This window comes from Halomonas sp. AOP12-B1-6, assembly GCF_052379225.1.
In the GTDB taxonomy this organism is placed as follows: domain Bacteria; phylum Pseudomonadota; class Gammaproteobacteria; order Pseudomonadales; family Halomonadaceae; genus Vreelandella; species Vreelandella casei.
The window spans coordinates 895,065-910,504 of record NZ_JBQSYK010000001.1 but is presented as its reverse complement, the minus strand read 5'-3'; the positions used below and the strand labels follow the sequence as shown (position 1 = coordinate 910,504).

The window sequence follows — 15,440 nt, the reverse complement described above, 5'->3', positions numbered from 1 at the left end:
GGCGGAGGCTCCTGACGTCGCGCCCCTGCTGCAAGCGTTAGGCGGAATATGAAGAACACTGTGGAATCGCTATTTGAACACCTTGGTCAGCTTGGCGGACAAATTATGGAATCGCAAAGCTGTCATCGTGAAACCTTCACAAGGACTGAGTCGAAGGAGCTAGTAGACCTTAGATGCTGTTTAGATGGCGCTATTGCATTGATCTATAATGAAGCTAACGAACCTATTGAAGATATTTCGGAAAATATCGAGTATCAGCTGTGTGTTTCAGCATCTTTTATAAAAACACATTTACTATTAAATGATCTCATCCTCGACGGAAATCTAGTTGAGTCGTTTGTACTGCTCCGAAAGCAGCTGGAGAGCTTAGCAAGGCTTGAAGAATTAAATACTCATTGTGTGCGTGACTTGGAAGGGAAAACACCGAATATTCGCTCAGCAATCGAAGGTCAAGCAGGTCATATCTATGGCGCTTTGTCGGAGATAGCTCATTTTTCATGTTTTCAAGTAAATGGATTACTGAGCTTGACTCCCAAATCTGACCATGCCGAAGTGGACGTGTTTTCCCGCTATACAGAAAATTCCATCAACTGCATGAAACTCAGAATGTATTTAGGCTTAGGTTTTGTACGTTGGATGTTACTAAATTTGAAGGCTTGGTACCCAGAAAAAAACTGGGAAATGCTCGAAGAGAGTGTAATGCTAATATTTTCTATGGCATTTGAATCTGGATTAATTGAAGAAAGGGAGAAGGCCTAACGAGGAGCTGCAGTTGACCGCCCAAAGCGCTGCCGCGCTTTGGGTTCCCTCCGCGGTCTTCGGCCGCTCCGGCGTCAACTGAGCTCAGGCGTAAGGTTTATCGAGGAAGAAATGCGAATTCTAATCGGAATTGCTTCCGGCATAGTGTTGGTAATGATTGGCTGCCTGTTTGTTCTAGCTGGTTCATTTGTTTCATCAGCGTATGAAGCAAATGCTATAGGTATGGTATCAGCAATACCGGGGTACATAATTATAGCCCCGGGGCTTCTTGGGGTGGGGCTAATCGACTATTTGCCAATGCATCTTGTTTTCCCTAGCGGTGGTGCTTCAGGCGTTTTTGGTAGCATTTTGTTGCTTGCAATAATTTTCTGGTCGACCGTACTTAGTTTTCTATCATCTAAGCGATATTGGCCGTACAAAACCTTAACAAAAAGCTCAAGCAAGGACGCCACAAGCGGCGCCACTTAGCTTGGCATTAGGTGAAAAAATCGAGTATGGATAAGAAAGCGAAGAAAATATTATTCTCCACCTACTGGAAGAATGGATGGATTGACTCCAAAGATAGAGTCCTATCTGGTGACAACTTTGAGTACGCTAAGTCACAAGGTTTAATGTTTGATCCAATTTCAATTTCTCATGATGCGTGCATAGAAGCTATTGAAAATTTGGTCAGTGAAATATCACGAGAGAAAATTGCTAAAGGTTTTTTAAGTAGCCTGACATCTCGCCGTTTGGACTGGAGGTCTTCTTTATCTTCGTATTCAATTGCCAAAAAAATACCAGTGCATAAATATACATCAGTTATCTCCGGTACTTCATATACTGATGGGAAGCCCACTTCACACTCTTATACCTGCGGGGTGTGCAGGGATTGCCAATACGGGGTAGTGGGCCGTCAGAACTATGATGACACTGATATAAACGTATTGAATTTTGAGCGTATTAAATGGGGTGGTGTCCGCCATGGTGATATCTTGTACACGTACTTTGACTTAAACCAATTTGTAAATACAGATATCCCTGAACCTGATGATGAAGATATTAATTGTTTCAAGGAAATATTGAAAACCATCGAGTTCTCGGAACCATCAGATTATCCTAGTGCCCTGGAAAAAAGGTTGGCTGGTGTCATAAAGTCTAGTAAAGCGGAAAGACAGGTATTAATTGAAATTTTAGCCAGTATTGGTGTGTTAAAGCCTGGCAGCTACGATCGACCCGTTAAAGGTAGGAATGACTGGGTTTTTGTTGAATATTGGCGAGGTGAAGACAAATATTGTCATAAGGCGGTAGGTGAATATTTTGGGAAATATCTTTAGCTACGAGCGTGGCAAATCACCTGACAAGCGCATGTTGTCGGACTGCTTTCCGCTGCGCTCCAAATCAGCCGCAAATTCGGGCGTTAGGTGACAGAAAGGAGCATCAGCAATGGCGGAATGGCCTGAAAAAAATCGCCCCGGGTTTGTGTTGTTTTTTGAAGATATGCGCCCCGAAGGTTTCGGTCTCGGAATGCCGGAAGATCAGTCATATCACGATCTTCCTGAGATAAAGGCGTTAATGAATGGAGTGTTGAACCACCCCGGAAATCATCTCGGGCTAATTGATCAGTTTGATGAAACCTTGCAGTTCTACGTCAATGGGGATGGCTCTGTTCTCATCGACTTTATTGTCAGAGACAAGCGCGGCTCACTTCAAGCAATCTTGTCGCTTAAGGAGTGTATTGCGTTGGTTCAGTCGTCAGTGCCATCCTTGTCCGCATTGCAAATACCTAACGCTGAGTTCAATAAGTGGTAACCCATTCGCCTAATAATTTCGTCGAGAGGGAGCCACAAGCTCCGCTTGTGGTTCCCTTCGCCTGCGGCTCCGGTCGCCCCTTAAGTAAAACGTTATAGCTAATCAAATATGAAACTACTAATACTAGCGATTACTCTACTGCTATCAGGCTGTGTGGTTTACCCAATAAACAAGACTCTTCAGCCGGAGGCTGAAATTCTCGTAACAGATGGGGGAGGAAAGCCCATCCAGGATGCTTGGGTATATTTAATATCGAGCTATTATCCTTATGGTTTTGAACAAAGCAGGATGATGGATAAAACCAGTTATAGAGGTGAGGCAAGCTTTCCAAAAATTAAGGAGTGGCGCGCTGAATCTCTTATGATTCACGGTTCGCAGGTGTTTTTCTGGAATTGGTGCGTCGTAAAAGAAGGTTTTGAAACACACACTACAATGTGGAATAGCGGCAATGACTTTCAGACTCAATACGAAGTCATTCTTAATCCAGGGGAAAGCACGCCATGCCCAGAATAATTAAATTATAATTAGCCTTTGGCTGTGAAAAGCACATGTTGCCGGACTGGTTTTCCGCTGGGTTCCAAACCAGTCGAAAATGCGGCGAAATTCATCTTGATTACCCATGTGCACAGTAACCACTGCTACGGAAACGTGAAAAATTAGCCCAACAAGTTCTTCTCGTAGCGCTATGCTGCGGCAGCTTAGCCAGTACGTTATGTGCTTTCGGGGAAAAAATGAAAAAGTGTTTACTATTAGTTCTTGCTGCCATGTCGTTATCAGCCGTTGCTGACGACGAGGAGCTTGATTGCAATAATATAATGAATACGCTTGAGACCAATCGGTGCGCGGCTATCGAGTTAGAGGTCGCCGAGGATGACCTCACCCACTATCTGGAAACGAGCGTTGAACATAACGCGGTTGACCCTGTGTTAGTCGATGCTATCAAAGTGGCTCAAAAGCAGTGGCAGGCGTATGCCGCTGCCCATTGCGGCTCTGTCTATACGCAATGGCGCGATGGGACCATTCGAGGCGTCATGGGAATTACGTGTCGTACCCGGTTAACGAAACAGCGAACGCATGACATCTGGGAAGACTTCCTAACGTATATGGACAGTACGCCCCCTGTTTTACCGGAACCAGATGTTGAGTAAAGCTTTGATCATGGACATAACAATCTTTTAAGAGGGATTCAAAGCGCATGGCATTTTTACTATGCGCTGGTTTATGTGTTTGAGGTGGCTTGTAGCGGCTGGGAAAGTACAACCAGGGCGGAGCGCCGAAGCACTCCGCCTTTCAGGCCTTACTCGCTCAGGCCAACTTTTTCCATAAACGCTCGCGCATGCACATCCACCGCTTTAATAGCGTGGACGATCTGCCGCGGCGTCAGCTCATACGCCAGATTATGGCTTGATTCGCCTTCCTTCAGTGCCGCCTCGGCTACACGATAAAGATCTTCTTCGCTTGCCTGGTCAAGTTTGAGTGCTTTCAAGGTCACCGGCAGGCCCAGCGCGAGGTAGAGATCCAGATACTCTTCAAGCTCCGCCTGTGGCGTTTGGTCGAGAATCAGCTGCGCAAGCGTGCCGTACGCCACTTTTTCGCCGTGGGTTAGGTTGTGAATCTCGCCGTGCAGGGCGGTAAAGCCGTTATGGATAGCGTGTGCTGCGGCCAAGCCGCCGCTTTCAAAGCCTAAACCGCTGAGCAGGGTATTGGCTTCCACCACCGCCTCGAACGAGGGCGTGACGATTTGTGCTTGGTTGGCCTGATAGGCCAGCATGGCGTGCTCGAATAGAATCTCCTCGCACTTCTGGCCAATGGTCGCGCCCAGCAGGGTGGCTTTGCCGCCCGCCATGTTGTTGGCGTTGGCGCGAATGGCGGCGCGCGCCTCGACCCAGGTGGCCATCGCATCGGCAATGCCAGAGGCGCAAAAAGCGCGGCGGCGCCTTACAGATGATGCCGGTATCTACCAGCACCAGGTCGGGGTTCTTGCTGTAGAAGCGATAGGATTCGAACTCGCCATCGTCGCTGTAGATGACCGATAGGGCGCTGGTGGGCGCATCGGTGGAGGCGGTCGTGGGCAGTATGGCACAGGCCGCGCCTAGCTTTTCGGCCACGCCTTTAGCGGTGTCGATTGTTTTACCGCCACCAAAGCCAATGATGACTTTCGCTTGCTGCTTGCGGCCAAGCTCAACGAGACGGTCAATTTCGCGGTTAGAAGCCTCACCTTCGAACACCGCGCGCTCGAAACTCACGCCTTCGCCTTCCAGGCTAGCGCTGAGCTCCTTGCCTGCAATTTTCCAGACAACGTCGTCGGCAATAAGCAGCGCCGTTTTCCCGAGTGCCGAGATATAGTGACCGGCGCGTGCGGTTACACCTTCACCCTGAACATAGCGGGCAGGGCTGATAAAGACTTTCTCGTTCGTGGCTTCCATGGCAGATATTTCCTATACATAGAATGAGTTGCATGATCAGTGTAGTCACTTATGCCACTGACGCGACTGCGATGATTTGACGCCTGTGCATGTTAACTTAGCTAACTGGCCCAGCGCCTTGGCCCCACGCGTGTGCACAAGCGATTACGAATAACAGAGTATAAACAAGATATGAACATACTGTTTCTGGGAACCTCCGCCGGTGTACCCACTAAAGCCCGAAACGTCTCCGGCGTCGCTTTGCGAGAGAGTAAAGGGAAGGGCTGGTACTTAATTGATTGTGGCGAAGGCACCCAGCATCAAGTGTTGCACACGAAACTATCGTTCCATTCACTGAAAGCCATCTTGATTACTCATGTGCACGGCGACCACTGCTATGGGCTGCCGGGCATACTGGCGAGTGCGGCCATGGGTGGCCGGGAAGAACCGCTTACCATTGTGGCGCCCGCAGGCATCAAAGCCTGGTTGGAGGCTACCTGTGAGGTCACGCAGCTTTGCTTGCCCTTCGCCGTGGATTTTATCGCCTCGGATGAGCTGCCCAGCGTTGAGTTTGAGAACATGGCGGTGGCCACCTTCAGGCTTTCACACCGGGTGGCGTCCTATGCCTATGGGTTTACGGAGCGAAAGATCGACGCTGCCTTGGATATTGAGAAATTAGCGCAAAAGGGGATTCCGAGAGGGCCGTTGTGGGGGCAGTTGAAGCAAGGGTTTGATGTTGAGTTCGCGGGTGAACGGCTTAAAAGCCATGACTACTTAATCTTCAAGAACAAGCCAAGGAAGGTGGTGATCGCTGGGGACAACGACCGGCCTGAACTGCTTGTAGATGCCTGCGAAGATGCCCAGGTGCTGGTACACGAAGCCACCTACACCGAAGAGATGGCCCAGAAGGCCGGTGATGTCGGGCATAGCTACGCCAAGCTTGTCGCCGCGTTTGCTGAAACGGTACAGCTTCCCAACCTAGTGCTGACGCACTTCAGCCCCCGTTATCAGCCCAGCCCCCATGCGTCGCCTTCCATTGAGGACATCAGAGCGGAGGCTCAGAGCGTCTATTCGGGCTCGCTTTATCTAGCGCAGGATTTTGGCGAGTACACGCTCGATAAATCGGGTCACTTTTCTGAAGTGGCGGGCGAATAATCGATTTCATCGCACCGCCCCTTGAAGAATCGCCGACAGATCAGTCGCGGCAATAGCCTTCACCTGTTGCTACTACCAGGCAGTCTTCTTTTTCCGCTAGCCACTTCATGCCGGTGGCTTCGCCATCCCCCGCGCGGAGCAGCTGTTGACCGTCATCGCGGCTAAAGCTAATGCCTTCGTCTGTAGCTTGGCCTTCAAACGTTCCGCTTTGCTCGGCATCCAGGCCGTACTGCATCTCAAGTAGATAATGGCCGGGGCCTGCAGGCTCGTCCTTGCTGATTTCCAGAAATAGCCCTTCGACCCCAGTCCAACGGCCGACCCATTGATCGGTAGTCTCATAATCGGGCTGGCTTTGCTCGGTTGCAGTATCTGAAGTAGAGGCACTTGATGCAGGGGGTTCGCTCTCACTGCTGCACCCGCTGATGAGTATGATTGTGCTTAGGGCTAACGCTGTTTTGATCATGGGTAGTGGTACCTGCTGTGGTTGAATGGCCGTCTTAAATTCAATTTTCTACTCGAAGCCCTGGTACACGAATAAACTCACCAAGGTTATTGGTTACCATAATCATTCTCCGGATATGACATGGTCTGGAATATGAACGATCGCAATTTAACTAGTCGCTGCTGTCGGACCGTCTCTTCACTGCTTCGTGACTCCTACGTTACCGCAAAGCTTAGCGCTTGCCTTGAGTGTTATCCAAAGCTCATCATCATGTTTAGAATAATCAGAGACGCTGAGTCTACAGATCTCGATTCAACTGCGAAAAATACCCATGACGCCCTCACTTCATCGCCTGTACTCTTTTCGTCGCTGTCCCTATGCCATGCGTGCCCGTCTCGGCTTATTGTTTGCTGAGTTGCAGGTCGAGCTGCGGGAAATAATATTGAAAAACAAACCGGCCCAGATGCTAGCGATTAGTCCGAAAGGCACTGTGCCTGTTTTACAGCTTTTTGATGGTACTGTGATCGAGGAAAGCCGAGAAATAATGGTGTGGGCGCTTGAGCAACAAGATCCGCAAGGGCTGTTAGACGCAGAGGTTTTGACTCAGGCCAACGCTTTGATCGAGCAAAACGATAATGAATTTAAACATTGGCTGGATCGTTATAAATATGCCGACCGTCATCTCGAAATGACCCAGACGGAGTACCGGCAACGGGGTGAGGCTTTTTTACAGGTGCTAGAGACGTTGCTGACTCAAAAGCCTTATCTTCTGGGGGATAACGCGACCATTGCCGATATTGGCATCATGCCTTTTGTCCGCCAATTCGCCCATGTGGATCGCGATGTTTTTTACAGCCTACCTTACCCGCACCTACAGCGGTGGTTAGAAAACTGGTTGGAGCACGCATTCTTTCTGCAGGCCATGACCAAGTTTCAGCCATGGCAAGAGGAGGATGACGTGGTGGTTTTCCCTTCTTAAACAAAGTGCCATCTGTTACTTCTTGTCGGCTTTCTCTCTCTTTCTAGCGCGATGCACGGCCGCTTTCATTCTGTTTCCGCAAGACGCCATGCTGCACCAGCGGCGCCGGTGAGATTTTGTTTGATCGTGGAACAGAAGAACGCAGTCCGAGGCTTCGCACTGTTTAACGAGCTGCAAGTCTGCCTCGGTAAGCAGCTGAACCAACGCCCGTGCGACAGGCTGCAACAGGCTCTCGCTTTCCATGTTGCGCTGATAGGTTTTTTTTTGAAATACCGACGCTGTTGACTGCCATTCGATCTTCTCAACGGGGTAGCCCCGCTCAAGTACATGATTTACCACGGCGGGGTCCGCGGCTCGGCCCTGCTGGGCAGAGGTAAGAAGGTCCCGCATGTTGTTGCGTAATTCTCTAGCAAGTTGCGCTATCCCCGATGGTGGGCTTTCACGGTATTCGTCCAACACGCCCGCCTGTTGAAGCCACGCAACGACACTGCTGTCATCGTCCAGGCATTCTTGGCGCTCGTCTGCTACGCCAAATTGGGTGTTCATAAAGTCGAGGGCGAGATTGCTTGCGATAAACGGTGGGGCAATTTCTGACGGCATGTCTAGTAACCTTTAATTTCTATGTTGACAGGTTACTATTGTTTTGAATAACCTGCAAAAATAGTTATTAATGGTTATCTAGGGGTTTGTCCATGACATCTGAAAATATGACTAATACGCAGGAAGCACTCACAGCCAAGGCTGGGCAGGTTCACTATCGTTTCGAGAAAGTGGGTGATGTCGACATCTTCTATCGTGAAGCGGGTGATCGGGCGGCACCGACAGTGTTGTTGCTGCACGGATTCGCTGCGTCCTCGTATATGTGGCGCGATGTGATTGAGGCGCTTGCCCATCGATATCACGTAGTGGCACCGGATTTACCCGCCTTTGGCTTCACTCAATCACCACCAAGGGGGCAGTACGAGTACACCTTTGCCAACCTAACCAAGACGATTGATCAATTTACCGAGCAGTTGAAGATCGATCGCTACGCTATTGCCGTTCACGATTATGGTGCACCTGTGGGCTGGCGTCTGGCGGTGGCTCATCCGTCAAAAATCACTGCCATCATTTCGCAAAACGGCAATGCTTATGAGGAGGGACTTTCAAAAGGGTGGGAGCCTATCCGGGCGTATTGGAACGATCCTTCCAAGGCGAATCGTGAAGCCCTTAGCGACTTTCCGACGCCGGCGTCAATCAAATGGCAGCACGTGGAGGGCGTTAGCGATACAAGTGCTGTAGCACCGGATGCCTATACGCTGGAAGGGGCTCAGATATCCCAGCCGGGGATGGCGGATATTCAGCTCGACTTATTGTTGGACTACGCCACCAATGTTGCCAAGTATCCTGAATTTCAGGCCTACTTCCGCGAGTATCAGCCGCCCTTGCTCGCGGTATGGGGAAAGCATGATCCCTTCTTTCTACCGCCGGGAGCAAAAGCCTGGAAGCGAGATATTCCTCAGGCGGACATTCGCTTTTACGACACGGGGCATTTTGCCTTGGAAACCCATGGCAATGTCATTATCCCGGTGATTTGTGCGTTTTTAGATGATCATCTGCAAATATCATCAGATGACAAGTAATCACTGTTCCCCACTGGGCGGCAATGGCCAAGGCGGCGCCCGCACGAAGCCGCCGGAACGTTATTTTCCTAGAACTAAAACAATGAGATAGAGTCCTATCAGCAGCTCAATTAATGCGCATGCTGATACGCTGATTGAGATTATGTTGCCTTGCGTATAATCATTGTTAGCGTCTTTTATATATAGAGAAAAATATGTTCCCTATCCGAACTGCTGCATTCGCTTTGATCGTTTTACTTGCTGGCTGTAATCAATCGACTCCCAACCAGCAAGTCTCCGCACCGGCTGAAGGTGCTCAAGCTGGGGCTGAATCCTCTTCGCCAGCCAACGTCAACGAACTCTATTCCCCACTTCTTAAACCCAAGGGAAAGGTCACGCTGAGTAGTTGTCGAATGGGCGGCTGCGCTTGGAATAAATGGCTTTCCGTTAAGTCCATTAGCACTTCAGAGACAGAGCAAACACTGGAAGTAACGCTGCTTAACGGTGACTCAAGGCTTAAGGACGGAGAGGATTCCCCCACGTCACCCGATGGCGTCGCGATCAATTGGAACGTAGAGCCCGAGGTTGTCAATGTGACATGCTCACACACGGCACCGTCAGTTTCTGGGGAAGCATTAATTTTAAGCTCCGAGACCGCCGTGCCCGGTGCCATGGAAAGCGCCGCTGAGCTGTATTTTGCGGCATGCCACTCCAACTTCGACGGCTATTCGAGCGGCATAGAGACTTTTTCCTACGATGTGGAATAGGCAGACATTGATGGCTGCGCTTTTAATCTTCCATCATGCGGTTTAGCGCATTTTAAACGGATTCAGCCCGTTGGCTTGCTGCATCATCATGCGCTTGGCCAGCGGGAAACGTTCGGCAATCTGCAGGCTTAAATCACCTAGTTGGCGCAGGGGCTTGGCGCCGGTAAACAGGTGATGAAAGCTGTCAGTAGCAGCGATCATGGCTTGATTGGCCACGCGGCGCTGGCACTCAAAGCGGAGCAGGTTGATCGAGTCGCCAGCGTCGCGGCCTTTGATGATGATCTCGGCCAGCGTGTCGGCGTCGTGCAGGCCGATGTTTAAACCTTGCCCCGCCAGTGGATGCACCACGTGCGCCGCATCGCCAATCAGCGCTAAGCGTGTGCCAATATAGCGCTGCGCGTGTTGGCGCTTAATGGGGAAGCTTGCCCGTGCCACGATGCGAGTAATTCCGCCTAGCCGTTTGGGAAAGGCCGTTTCAATTGCCGTTTTTAGCGCGTCATCGTCTAACTGTTCGCGGGCTTTGGTGGTTTCGTCTCTGTCGTACCACACCAACGAGGCGCGCTGGCCGGGTAAGGGCAGCATCGCGAGCGGGCCGGTGGGGGTGAAAACCTGCCAGCTAACGTCTTGCTGGGGCAGCTCGGTTTCTACGTTAATGATCATCGCGCGCTGATGATAGTCGTAGCTTGTCACGCTAATGCCTGCCAGCGCACGCAGCGTAGAATTCGCACCGTCAGCACCGACAATTAAGCGCGCGCTAAGGATTGTGCCGTTATCTAGCTCCAGCGTGCGGGCATTGCTGGCCGTTCCTGTGCTAATCGGCGCGCAGTGGGTGTAGCAGCTAACGCTAGGCAGCTGTTCCAGCCGCTGCCATAGCGCGTACTGCAGCGTTTGGTTTTCGATAAAGATGCCGAAGTCTTCCATACCGCTCTCTTCAGCGGAAAACAGCGAATGGCCGGTGCCGTCCTGATTGGCGACATCAATATGGCGAAAAGGGCAGCTGCGCTCTTGCGGCAGAGCGGTACCGCTTGCCTTGATAAAGGCCAGCGAGCGCGCATTGAGTGATGAGATGCGCAGGTCATAGTCGCCGCTGGGCGCGGTGGGCGCATCGCCTTGCTCCACTAGCCCAACGCTTAGCCCCGTATGGCCTAAGCGTGCTGCTAATGCCGCGCCCACCATGCCGCCACCGACAATAATAATGTCATGATCATGCTGCATAAGAGTCTCTCCTGGGTGCACAATAACTGTTCAAGGGCGAGTTGCGTGGCCCGCTGTTGCTATACAGTATCGTTGAATTTGAGCAACATTGCCTAGAGGTGAAGGATTGACGCAGGCCGTGGACATTGCAGAAAACGTTGCCCAGTCGGGCAAAGAGCTAGCTGACTTTATACAGCAGCACCCCAAGCTGTGGGTGATTACCGGTGCCGGCGTGAGTACCGACAGCGGCATTCCGGACTATCGCGATGCGCTGGGGCAGTGGAAGCGACCGCCGCCGGTACAGCACGGTGACTTTATGACGTTTCACGGCGTGCGTCAGCGCTATTGGGCGCGTGCGCTGATCGGGTTCAGGGCGCTACGTGAAGCGCAAACCAGCGGTGCACACCGGGCGCTAGCCGCGCTGGAAGCGCAAGGGTACATCCAGCAGCTGGTGACGCAAAACGTTGACCGCTTGCATCAGCGTGCAGGCTCGCGCCGCGTCATCGACCTGCATGGCCGCGCGGATATGGTGAAGTGCATGGCGTGTGATTATCAAATGATGCGTCATGCGATGCATGCTGAAATGGCGTGCATGAATCCAGCGTTTGCCGATTTGCAAGCCGGTCACGCGCCGGATGGCGACGCTGATCTAGAAACGGACTTCAGCGCCTTTCGTGTTTTCGACTGCCCGCGCTGTCGTGGCATCTTAAAGCCTGACGTGGTGTTTTATGGCGATGTGGTGCCCGCGTCGCGGCGGTTAGCGGCACAGGCGGCTATGGCGAAGGCCGATGCCGTGCTGGCGGTGGGCACCTCGTTGATGGTGTTTTCCGGCTATCGTTTCTGCTGCGCTGCCTATGAGCAGGGCATCCCGCTGGCGTCGCTGTCACTGGGGGTCACTCGTGCAGATGCGCTGTTAACGCATCAGTGGCGTGCGCCATTAACGCCGGTACTTGAACAGGCGGTTCGTTGTTTGCAGCCCGCTTTGTCAGTTGGAGAGCACTAGCGCGCTTTCGATACCCACGGATTATCTGCCAGCCAGAGGCGCCAGGGGGCATCGCGGTGCTCTGGCTTGGCGTAATCAATACCCACCCGTGGGCCGGTAGCAACGGGCTCGTGATGCGACGCGGCGCTAATCCAGAGCTGATCGCGCTGGGTCATATCATGGCCATACAGCGCTTTAGTAATGCTGAGCGCGCGAGTGAGCTTGCCAGGGCCATTGCTCAGCTGTTTACCGGTTGCCTGGCGGATAGCGCGCATGGCGTTCTCGTTAGCGGTGGGTTCCACCGCGCGAATCAATACCGCGCAGGGCGAATCTTCCGGCTCCGTCACTACGTTCAGCAGCCAGTGCATGCCATAAACAAGATACACATAGGCGTGGCCGGGTGGCCCGAACATCGCTTCCGTGCGCGGTGAGCGGCGGCGGTGGGCATGGCAGGCGGAGTCTTCAGCCCCACAATAGGCCTCGGTTTCAACAATCCTCGCGGCCATCTGCTCGCCGTTAATCTCACGCACCAGCCAGCAGCCGAGCAGGTCTCTTGCGACCTCTAGCGTGTCGCGGTTATAAAAATCCCGTGTGAGCGGCGTTAGCACGTTCTGTTTAGCATTAGGCATTTTCTAACAACTTCATGTCGGCGTTAACTTGAGTAGAGTGCTAGGGTATTAGCTAACCACAGCCACTAAAAGCGGAGCCTATCGTGCTGTCATTCGAACATCGCTATTCCACGTTACCTGAACCCTTGTGGATTGAAAGCCAGGCAACGCCCGTGGCTCGCCCTGAACTGATTGCTTTTAACGCCCCACTTGCCCAGATGCTGGGCGCTAAAGAAGTGCCTGATCCTGCCACGTTAGCCCAGTGGTTCAGCGGCAATCAGCCCATGCCCGGTGCTAAACCGGGTGCGTTGGGCTATGCGGGCCATCAGTTCGGCAACTTTGTGCCGCAGCTGGGCGATGGCCGTGCGCTGTTGTTGGGGGAAGTGGTTGATAAGAACGGTGTACGCCGCGATGTACAGCTAAAAGGCAGCGGCCGTACGCCGTTTTCCCGCGGTGGCGACGGCCGTTCGCCGCTAGGCCCCGTGCTGCGTGAATATCTGGTCAGCGAGTTTATGGCTGCAATGGGCATACCAACCACACGTGCACTGGCAGCGGTAGCTAGCGGCGAGCGAGTGGCGCGGCAGATGTCTGAACCTGGGGCGGTATTTACTCGCGTGGCGAGCAGCCATATTCGCGTGGGCACGTTTCAGTTTGCCGCCTCTCGTCGAGACGATGCCGTAATAAAAGCGCTGGCGGATCATGTCATTGCCCGCCACTACCCGGATGCCGCCAGTGCGGAAGATCCGTATCTAGCGCTATTAGAGGCGGTGGTCGCCCGCCAAGCGCTGCTGATTGCGCGCTGGATGAGCGTCGGCTTTATCCACGGCGTGATGAATACCGATAACTGCAGCATTGCCGGTGAAACCATCGACTACGGCCCCTGTGCGTTTATGGAGCAGTTTGATCCGCAAAAAGTGTATAGCTCGATCGACCAAGGGCGCCGCTATGCGTTTGCCAATCAGCCCGCGATTGCGCAGTGGAACTTGGCTCGCTTTGCTGAAACGCTGCTGCCGCTCATGAATGCGCAGGGCGATGCGCTGATAGAGCAGGCCACTGCCGCACTTCGCCATTTCGATACGCTATTTCAACAAGAGCAGCGCCGTTTGCACGCTGACAAACTGGGCCTCTCACCAGAAAGCGAGCAGGCAGTGCCGCTGATGGAAGGCCTCGAAAGCCATATGCATCAGGGGCGCATGGATATGACCGCGACTTTTGATGCGCTTACTCGCTACGCTTGCTCTTTGAGTAATGAGAACCGTGAGGCGCTGCTGGCGCTAACGACTCAGCCTAACGAGTTAACCGCTTGGCTAGAGACATGGCAGGCCGAGCAGAGCGCCAGCCAAGATAGCCAGCGCCTTGCCGCGATGCGGCGTGCCAATCCTGTCATTATTCCTCGTAACCACCGAGTTCAGGAAGTGATCAATGCTGCTTACGACGGTGACTTTGCACCGTTCCACACCCTGTTGGCGGTGGTAACGAAGCCGTTTGATGGGTCGGTTGAAGCCCGCCGTTTAGCGGCGCCTGCCACAGAAAACGAGCAGGTTCTCAGGACATTTTGCGGCACCTGAGCTGGTGTTTCTTGTGGTAAACTGTGTTTTTTTACAGTTGGAAGGGTAGCCGGTGCGCAAAATTATTCACTGCGACTGTGACTGCTTTTATGCAGCGGTGGAAATGCGCGATAACCCCGCGCTGCGAGACATTCCGATTGCCATTGGCGGCAGCGTTGAGCAGCGCGGCGTGGTCGCTACCTGTAACTATCCCGCTCGCGTGTTTGGTATCCATTCGGCCATGCCGATGGGGCAGGCGCTCAAGCGCTGCCCGCATCTGACCGTAATTCGCGGCGATATGGCCAAATATAAAGAGGTTGCCCGCCAAGTTTTCGCGATTTATCGCGACGTCACTGAGCTGATTGAGCCGCTGTCTTTGGATGAGGCATTTTTGGATGTTTCAGACATCACTTTGCATCACGGTAGCGCAACGCTCATGGCAGAAGCGATCCGCGAGCGGGTTAGCCGCGAAGTAGGCATTACGGTCTCGGCAGGGGTGGCGCCCAATAAGTTTCTGGCTAAAATCGCCAGCGATTGGAACAAGCCCAACGGGCTATGTGTGATCACGCCGGATGAAGTTGATAGCTTTGTGCAGCAGCTGCCGGTCAAGAAAATTCACGGCGTTGGCCCTCGCACGGCAGAAAAGCTATCCGGGCTTGGTATTCAAACCTGTACCGATTTACGCACGCGCTCACTGACCGAACTTGTCGAACACTTTGGCCGCTTTGGCCGGCGCCTGCATGAGCTAAGCTGGGGGCGAGATGAGCGGCCGGTGAAAACGCACCGTGAGCGTAAATCGGTCAGTACCGAGCAAACCTACGCACAAGACTTGCCTAATCTCGACGCCTGCCGTCGTGAGCTGCCCGCGCTGATCGAGGATTTAGAGCGGCGCTATGCACGTCTTGACCCGCCGTTGGCGGTGCGAGGACTGATCGTTAAAGTAAAATTTAGCGATTTCACTCAAACCACCGTCGAACATGCCGACCCAGCGCCTAATCTTGACCAGTTTGAAACCTTACTGAAGATTGGCTGGGCCCGCGGTGAACGCCCGGTACGCCTGCTGGGCGTGGGGTATCGGCTGGCGGAAAGCAGTCAAGAGCATCAGCTGCCGCTATTTTAATTAGCACGTTAACACTTATGTGGATTGACGCTCTGTGAGGGGCAGGATAAAACAGACATATGATAGATGGCCAAGCCATTGCTGATTTAC

18 protein-coding genes are annotated in these 15,440 nt (G+C 52.6%); 12 read left to right on the top strand and 6 right to left on the bottom strand.

Features of this window, described 5'->3' with window-relative positions; genetic code table 11:
• The first annotated feature begins 48 nt into the window (after nt 1-48).
• The 5 genes from ACT3TR_RS04065 (at nt 49) to ACT3TR_RS04045 (ending at nt 3,698) form a co-directional block, all read left to right on the top strand.
• Complete coding sequence (locus ACT3TR_RS04065; RefSeq protein WP_444624460.1) at nt 49-759, top strand: hypothetical protein; 711 nt, start codon at nt 49-51, stop codon at nt 757-759.
• A gap of 494 nt (nt 760-1,253) precedes the next feature.
• Nucleotides 1,254-2,075 carry a hypothetical protein gene (locus ACT3TR_RS04060; RefSeq protein WP_444624461.1) on the top strand — a complete coding sequence of 274 codons (822 nt, stop codon included), beginning with the start codon at nt 1,254-1,256 and terminating at the stop codon, nt 2,073-2,075.
• Between the two features lie 109 nt (nt 2,076-2,184).
• Entirely contained in the window at nt 2,185-2,550 is a 366-nt protein-coding gene (locus tag ACT3TR_RS04055; RefSeq protein WP_444624462.1) for a hypothetical protein, read from the top strand.
• 108 nt (nt 2,551-2,658) lie between these two features.
• Nucleotides 2,659-3,063 carry a hypothetical protein gene (locus tag ACT3TR_RS04050; RefSeq protein ID WP_444624463.1) on the top strand — a complete coding sequence of 135 codons (405 nt, stop codon included), beginning with the start codon at nt 2,659-2,661 and terminating at the stop codon, nt 3,061-3,063.
• Between the two features lie 218 nt (nt 3,064-3,281).
• A complete protein-coding gene (locus tag ACT3TR_RS04045; RefSeq protein WP_096282025.1) occupies nt 3,282-3,698 on the top strand; it encodes a lysozyme inhibitor LprI family protein in 417 nt (138 codons plus the stop codon).
• 149 nt (nt 3,699-3,847) lie between these two features.
• On the opposite strand, the gene ACT3TR_RS04040 is transcribed toward ACT3TR_RS04045, so the two are convergent.
• Together ACT3TR_RS04040 and ACT3TR_RS04035 are read right to left on the bottom strand one after the other, a co-directional pair.
• A complete protein-coding gene (locus ACT3TR_RS04040; protein WP_444624464.1) occupies nt 3,848-4,264 on the bottom strand; it encodes a hypothetical protein in 417 nt (138 codons plus the stop codon).
• Nucleotides 4,227-4,976, bottom strand: coding sequence for an iron-containing alcohol dehydrogenase (locus ACT3TR_RS04035; RefSeq protein ID WP_444624465.1), 750 nt, complete (start codon nt 4,974-4,976; stop codon nt 4,227-4,229). Before ACT3TR_RS04035 ends, ACT3TR_RS04040 begins: the two co-directional genes overlap by 38 nt.
• A 171-nt stretch (nt 4,977-5,147) precedes the next feature.
• Between ACT3TR_RS04035 and ACT3TR_RS04030 the strand changes: the two genes are divergently transcribed.
• Nucleotides 5,148-6,110 carry a ribonuclease Z gene (locus tag ACT3TR_RS04030; protein ID WP_096282023.1) on the top strand — a complete coding sequence of 321 codons (963 nt, stop codon included), beginning with the start codon at nt 5,148-5,150 and terminating at the stop codon, nt 6,108-6,110.
• A 40-nt stretch (nt 6,111-6,150) separates the two neighbouring features.
• Here ACT3TR_RS04030 and ACT3TR_RS04025 read toward each other — a convergent pair whose 3' ends face one another.
• Nucleotides 6,151-6,573: a hypothetical protein gene (locus ACT3TR_RS04025; RefSeq protein WP_441684380.1), complete on the bottom strand. Its 423-nt coding sequence runs from the start codon at nt 6,571-6,573 to the stop codon at nt 6,151-6,153.
• Between the two features lie 310 nt (nt 6,574-6,883).
• Between ACT3TR_RS04025 and ACT3TR_RS04020 the strand changes: the two genes are divergently transcribed.
• A complete protein-coding gene (locus tag ACT3TR_RS04020) occupies nt 6,884-7,531 on the top strand; it encodes a glutathione S-transferase (protein WP_444624466.1) in 648 nt (215 codons plus the stop codon).
• 15 nt (nt 7,532-7,546) lie between these two features.
• Here ACT3TR_RS04020 and ACT3TR_RS04015 read toward each other — a convergent pair whose 3' ends face one another.
• Nucleotides 7,547-8,131, bottom strand: a complete 585-nt coding sequence (locus ACT3TR_RS04015) for a CGNR zinc finger domain-containing protein (protein WP_444624467.1) — start codon at nt 8,129-8,131, stop codon at nt 7,547-7,549.
• A gap of 92 nt (nt 8,132-8,223) precedes the next feature.
• Between ACT3TR_RS04015 and ACT3TR_RS04010 the strand changes: the two genes are divergently transcribed.
• Nucleotides 8,224-9,153, top strand: coding sequence for an alpha/beta fold hydrolase (locus ACT3TR_RS04010; RefSeq protein WP_444624468.1), 930 nt, complete (start codon nt 8,224-8,226; stop codon nt 9,151-9,153).
• 194 nt (nt 9,154-9,347) lie between these two features.
• Nucleotides 9,348-9,899 carry a hypothetical protein gene (locus ACT3TR_RS04005; protein ID WP_444624469.1) on the top strand — a complete coding sequence of 184 codons (552 nt, stop codon included), beginning with the start codon at nt 9,348-9,350 and terminating at the stop codon, nt 9,897-9,899.
• Between the two features lie 42 nt (nt 9,900-9,941).
• Here ACT3TR_RS04005 and ACT3TR_RS04000 read toward each other — a convergent pair whose 3' ends face one another.
• Nucleotides 9,942-11,114: a UbiH/UbiF/VisC/COQ6 family ubiquinone biosynthesis hydroxylase gene (locus tag ACT3TR_RS04000; protein ID WP_444624470.1), complete on the bottom strand. Its 1,173-nt coding sequence runs from the start codon at nt 11,112-11,114 to the stop codon at nt 9,942-9,944.
• A 106-nt stretch (nt 11,115-11,220) separates the two neighbouring features.
• Here ACT3TR_RS04000 and ACT3TR_RS03995 point away from each other — a divergent pair, with 106 nt between their 5' ends.
• Nucleotides 11,221-12,096, top strand: a complete 876-nt coding sequence (locus ACT3TR_RS03995) for an NAD-dependent protein deacetylase (protein WP_444624471.1) — start codon at nt 11,221-11,223, stop codon at nt 12,094-12,096.
• Here the strand turns inward: ACT3TR_RS03995 and ACT3TR_RS03990 are convergent.
• On the bottom strand, nt 12,093-12,704 hold the full coding sequence (locus ACT3TR_RS03990; protein ID WP_444624472.1) for a DNA-3-methyladenine glycosylase: 612 nt from the start codon (nt 12,702-12,704) through the stop codon (nt 12,093-12,095). The two genes, ACT3TR_RS03995 and ACT3TR_RS03990, sit on opposite strands and share 4 nt — an antisense overlap.
• 83 nt (nt 12,705-12,787) lie before the next feature.
• Between ACT3TR_RS03990 and ACT3TR_RS03985 the strand changes: the two genes are divergently transcribed.
• Both ACT3TR_RS03985 and dinB read left to right on the top strand, forming a co-directional pair.
• The gene (locus ACT3TR_RS03985) at nt 12,788-14,251 is read left to right on the top strand and encodes a protein adenylyltransferase SelO (RefSeq protein WP_444624473.1); all 1,464 of its coding nucleotides are present in this window, start codon (nt 12,788-12,790) and stop codon (nt 14,249-14,251) included.
• A gap of 52 nt (nt 14,252-14,303) precedes the next feature.
• Nucleotides 14,304-15,350 carry a DNA polymerase IV gene (gene dinB / locus ACT3TR_RS03980; protein ID WP_096282013.1) on the top strand — a complete coding sequence of 349 codons (1,047 nt, stop codon included), beginning with the start codon at nt 14,304-14,306 and terminating at the stop codon, nt 15,348-15,350.
• The last annotated feature ends 90 nt before the right edge of the window (nt 15,351-15,440 follow it).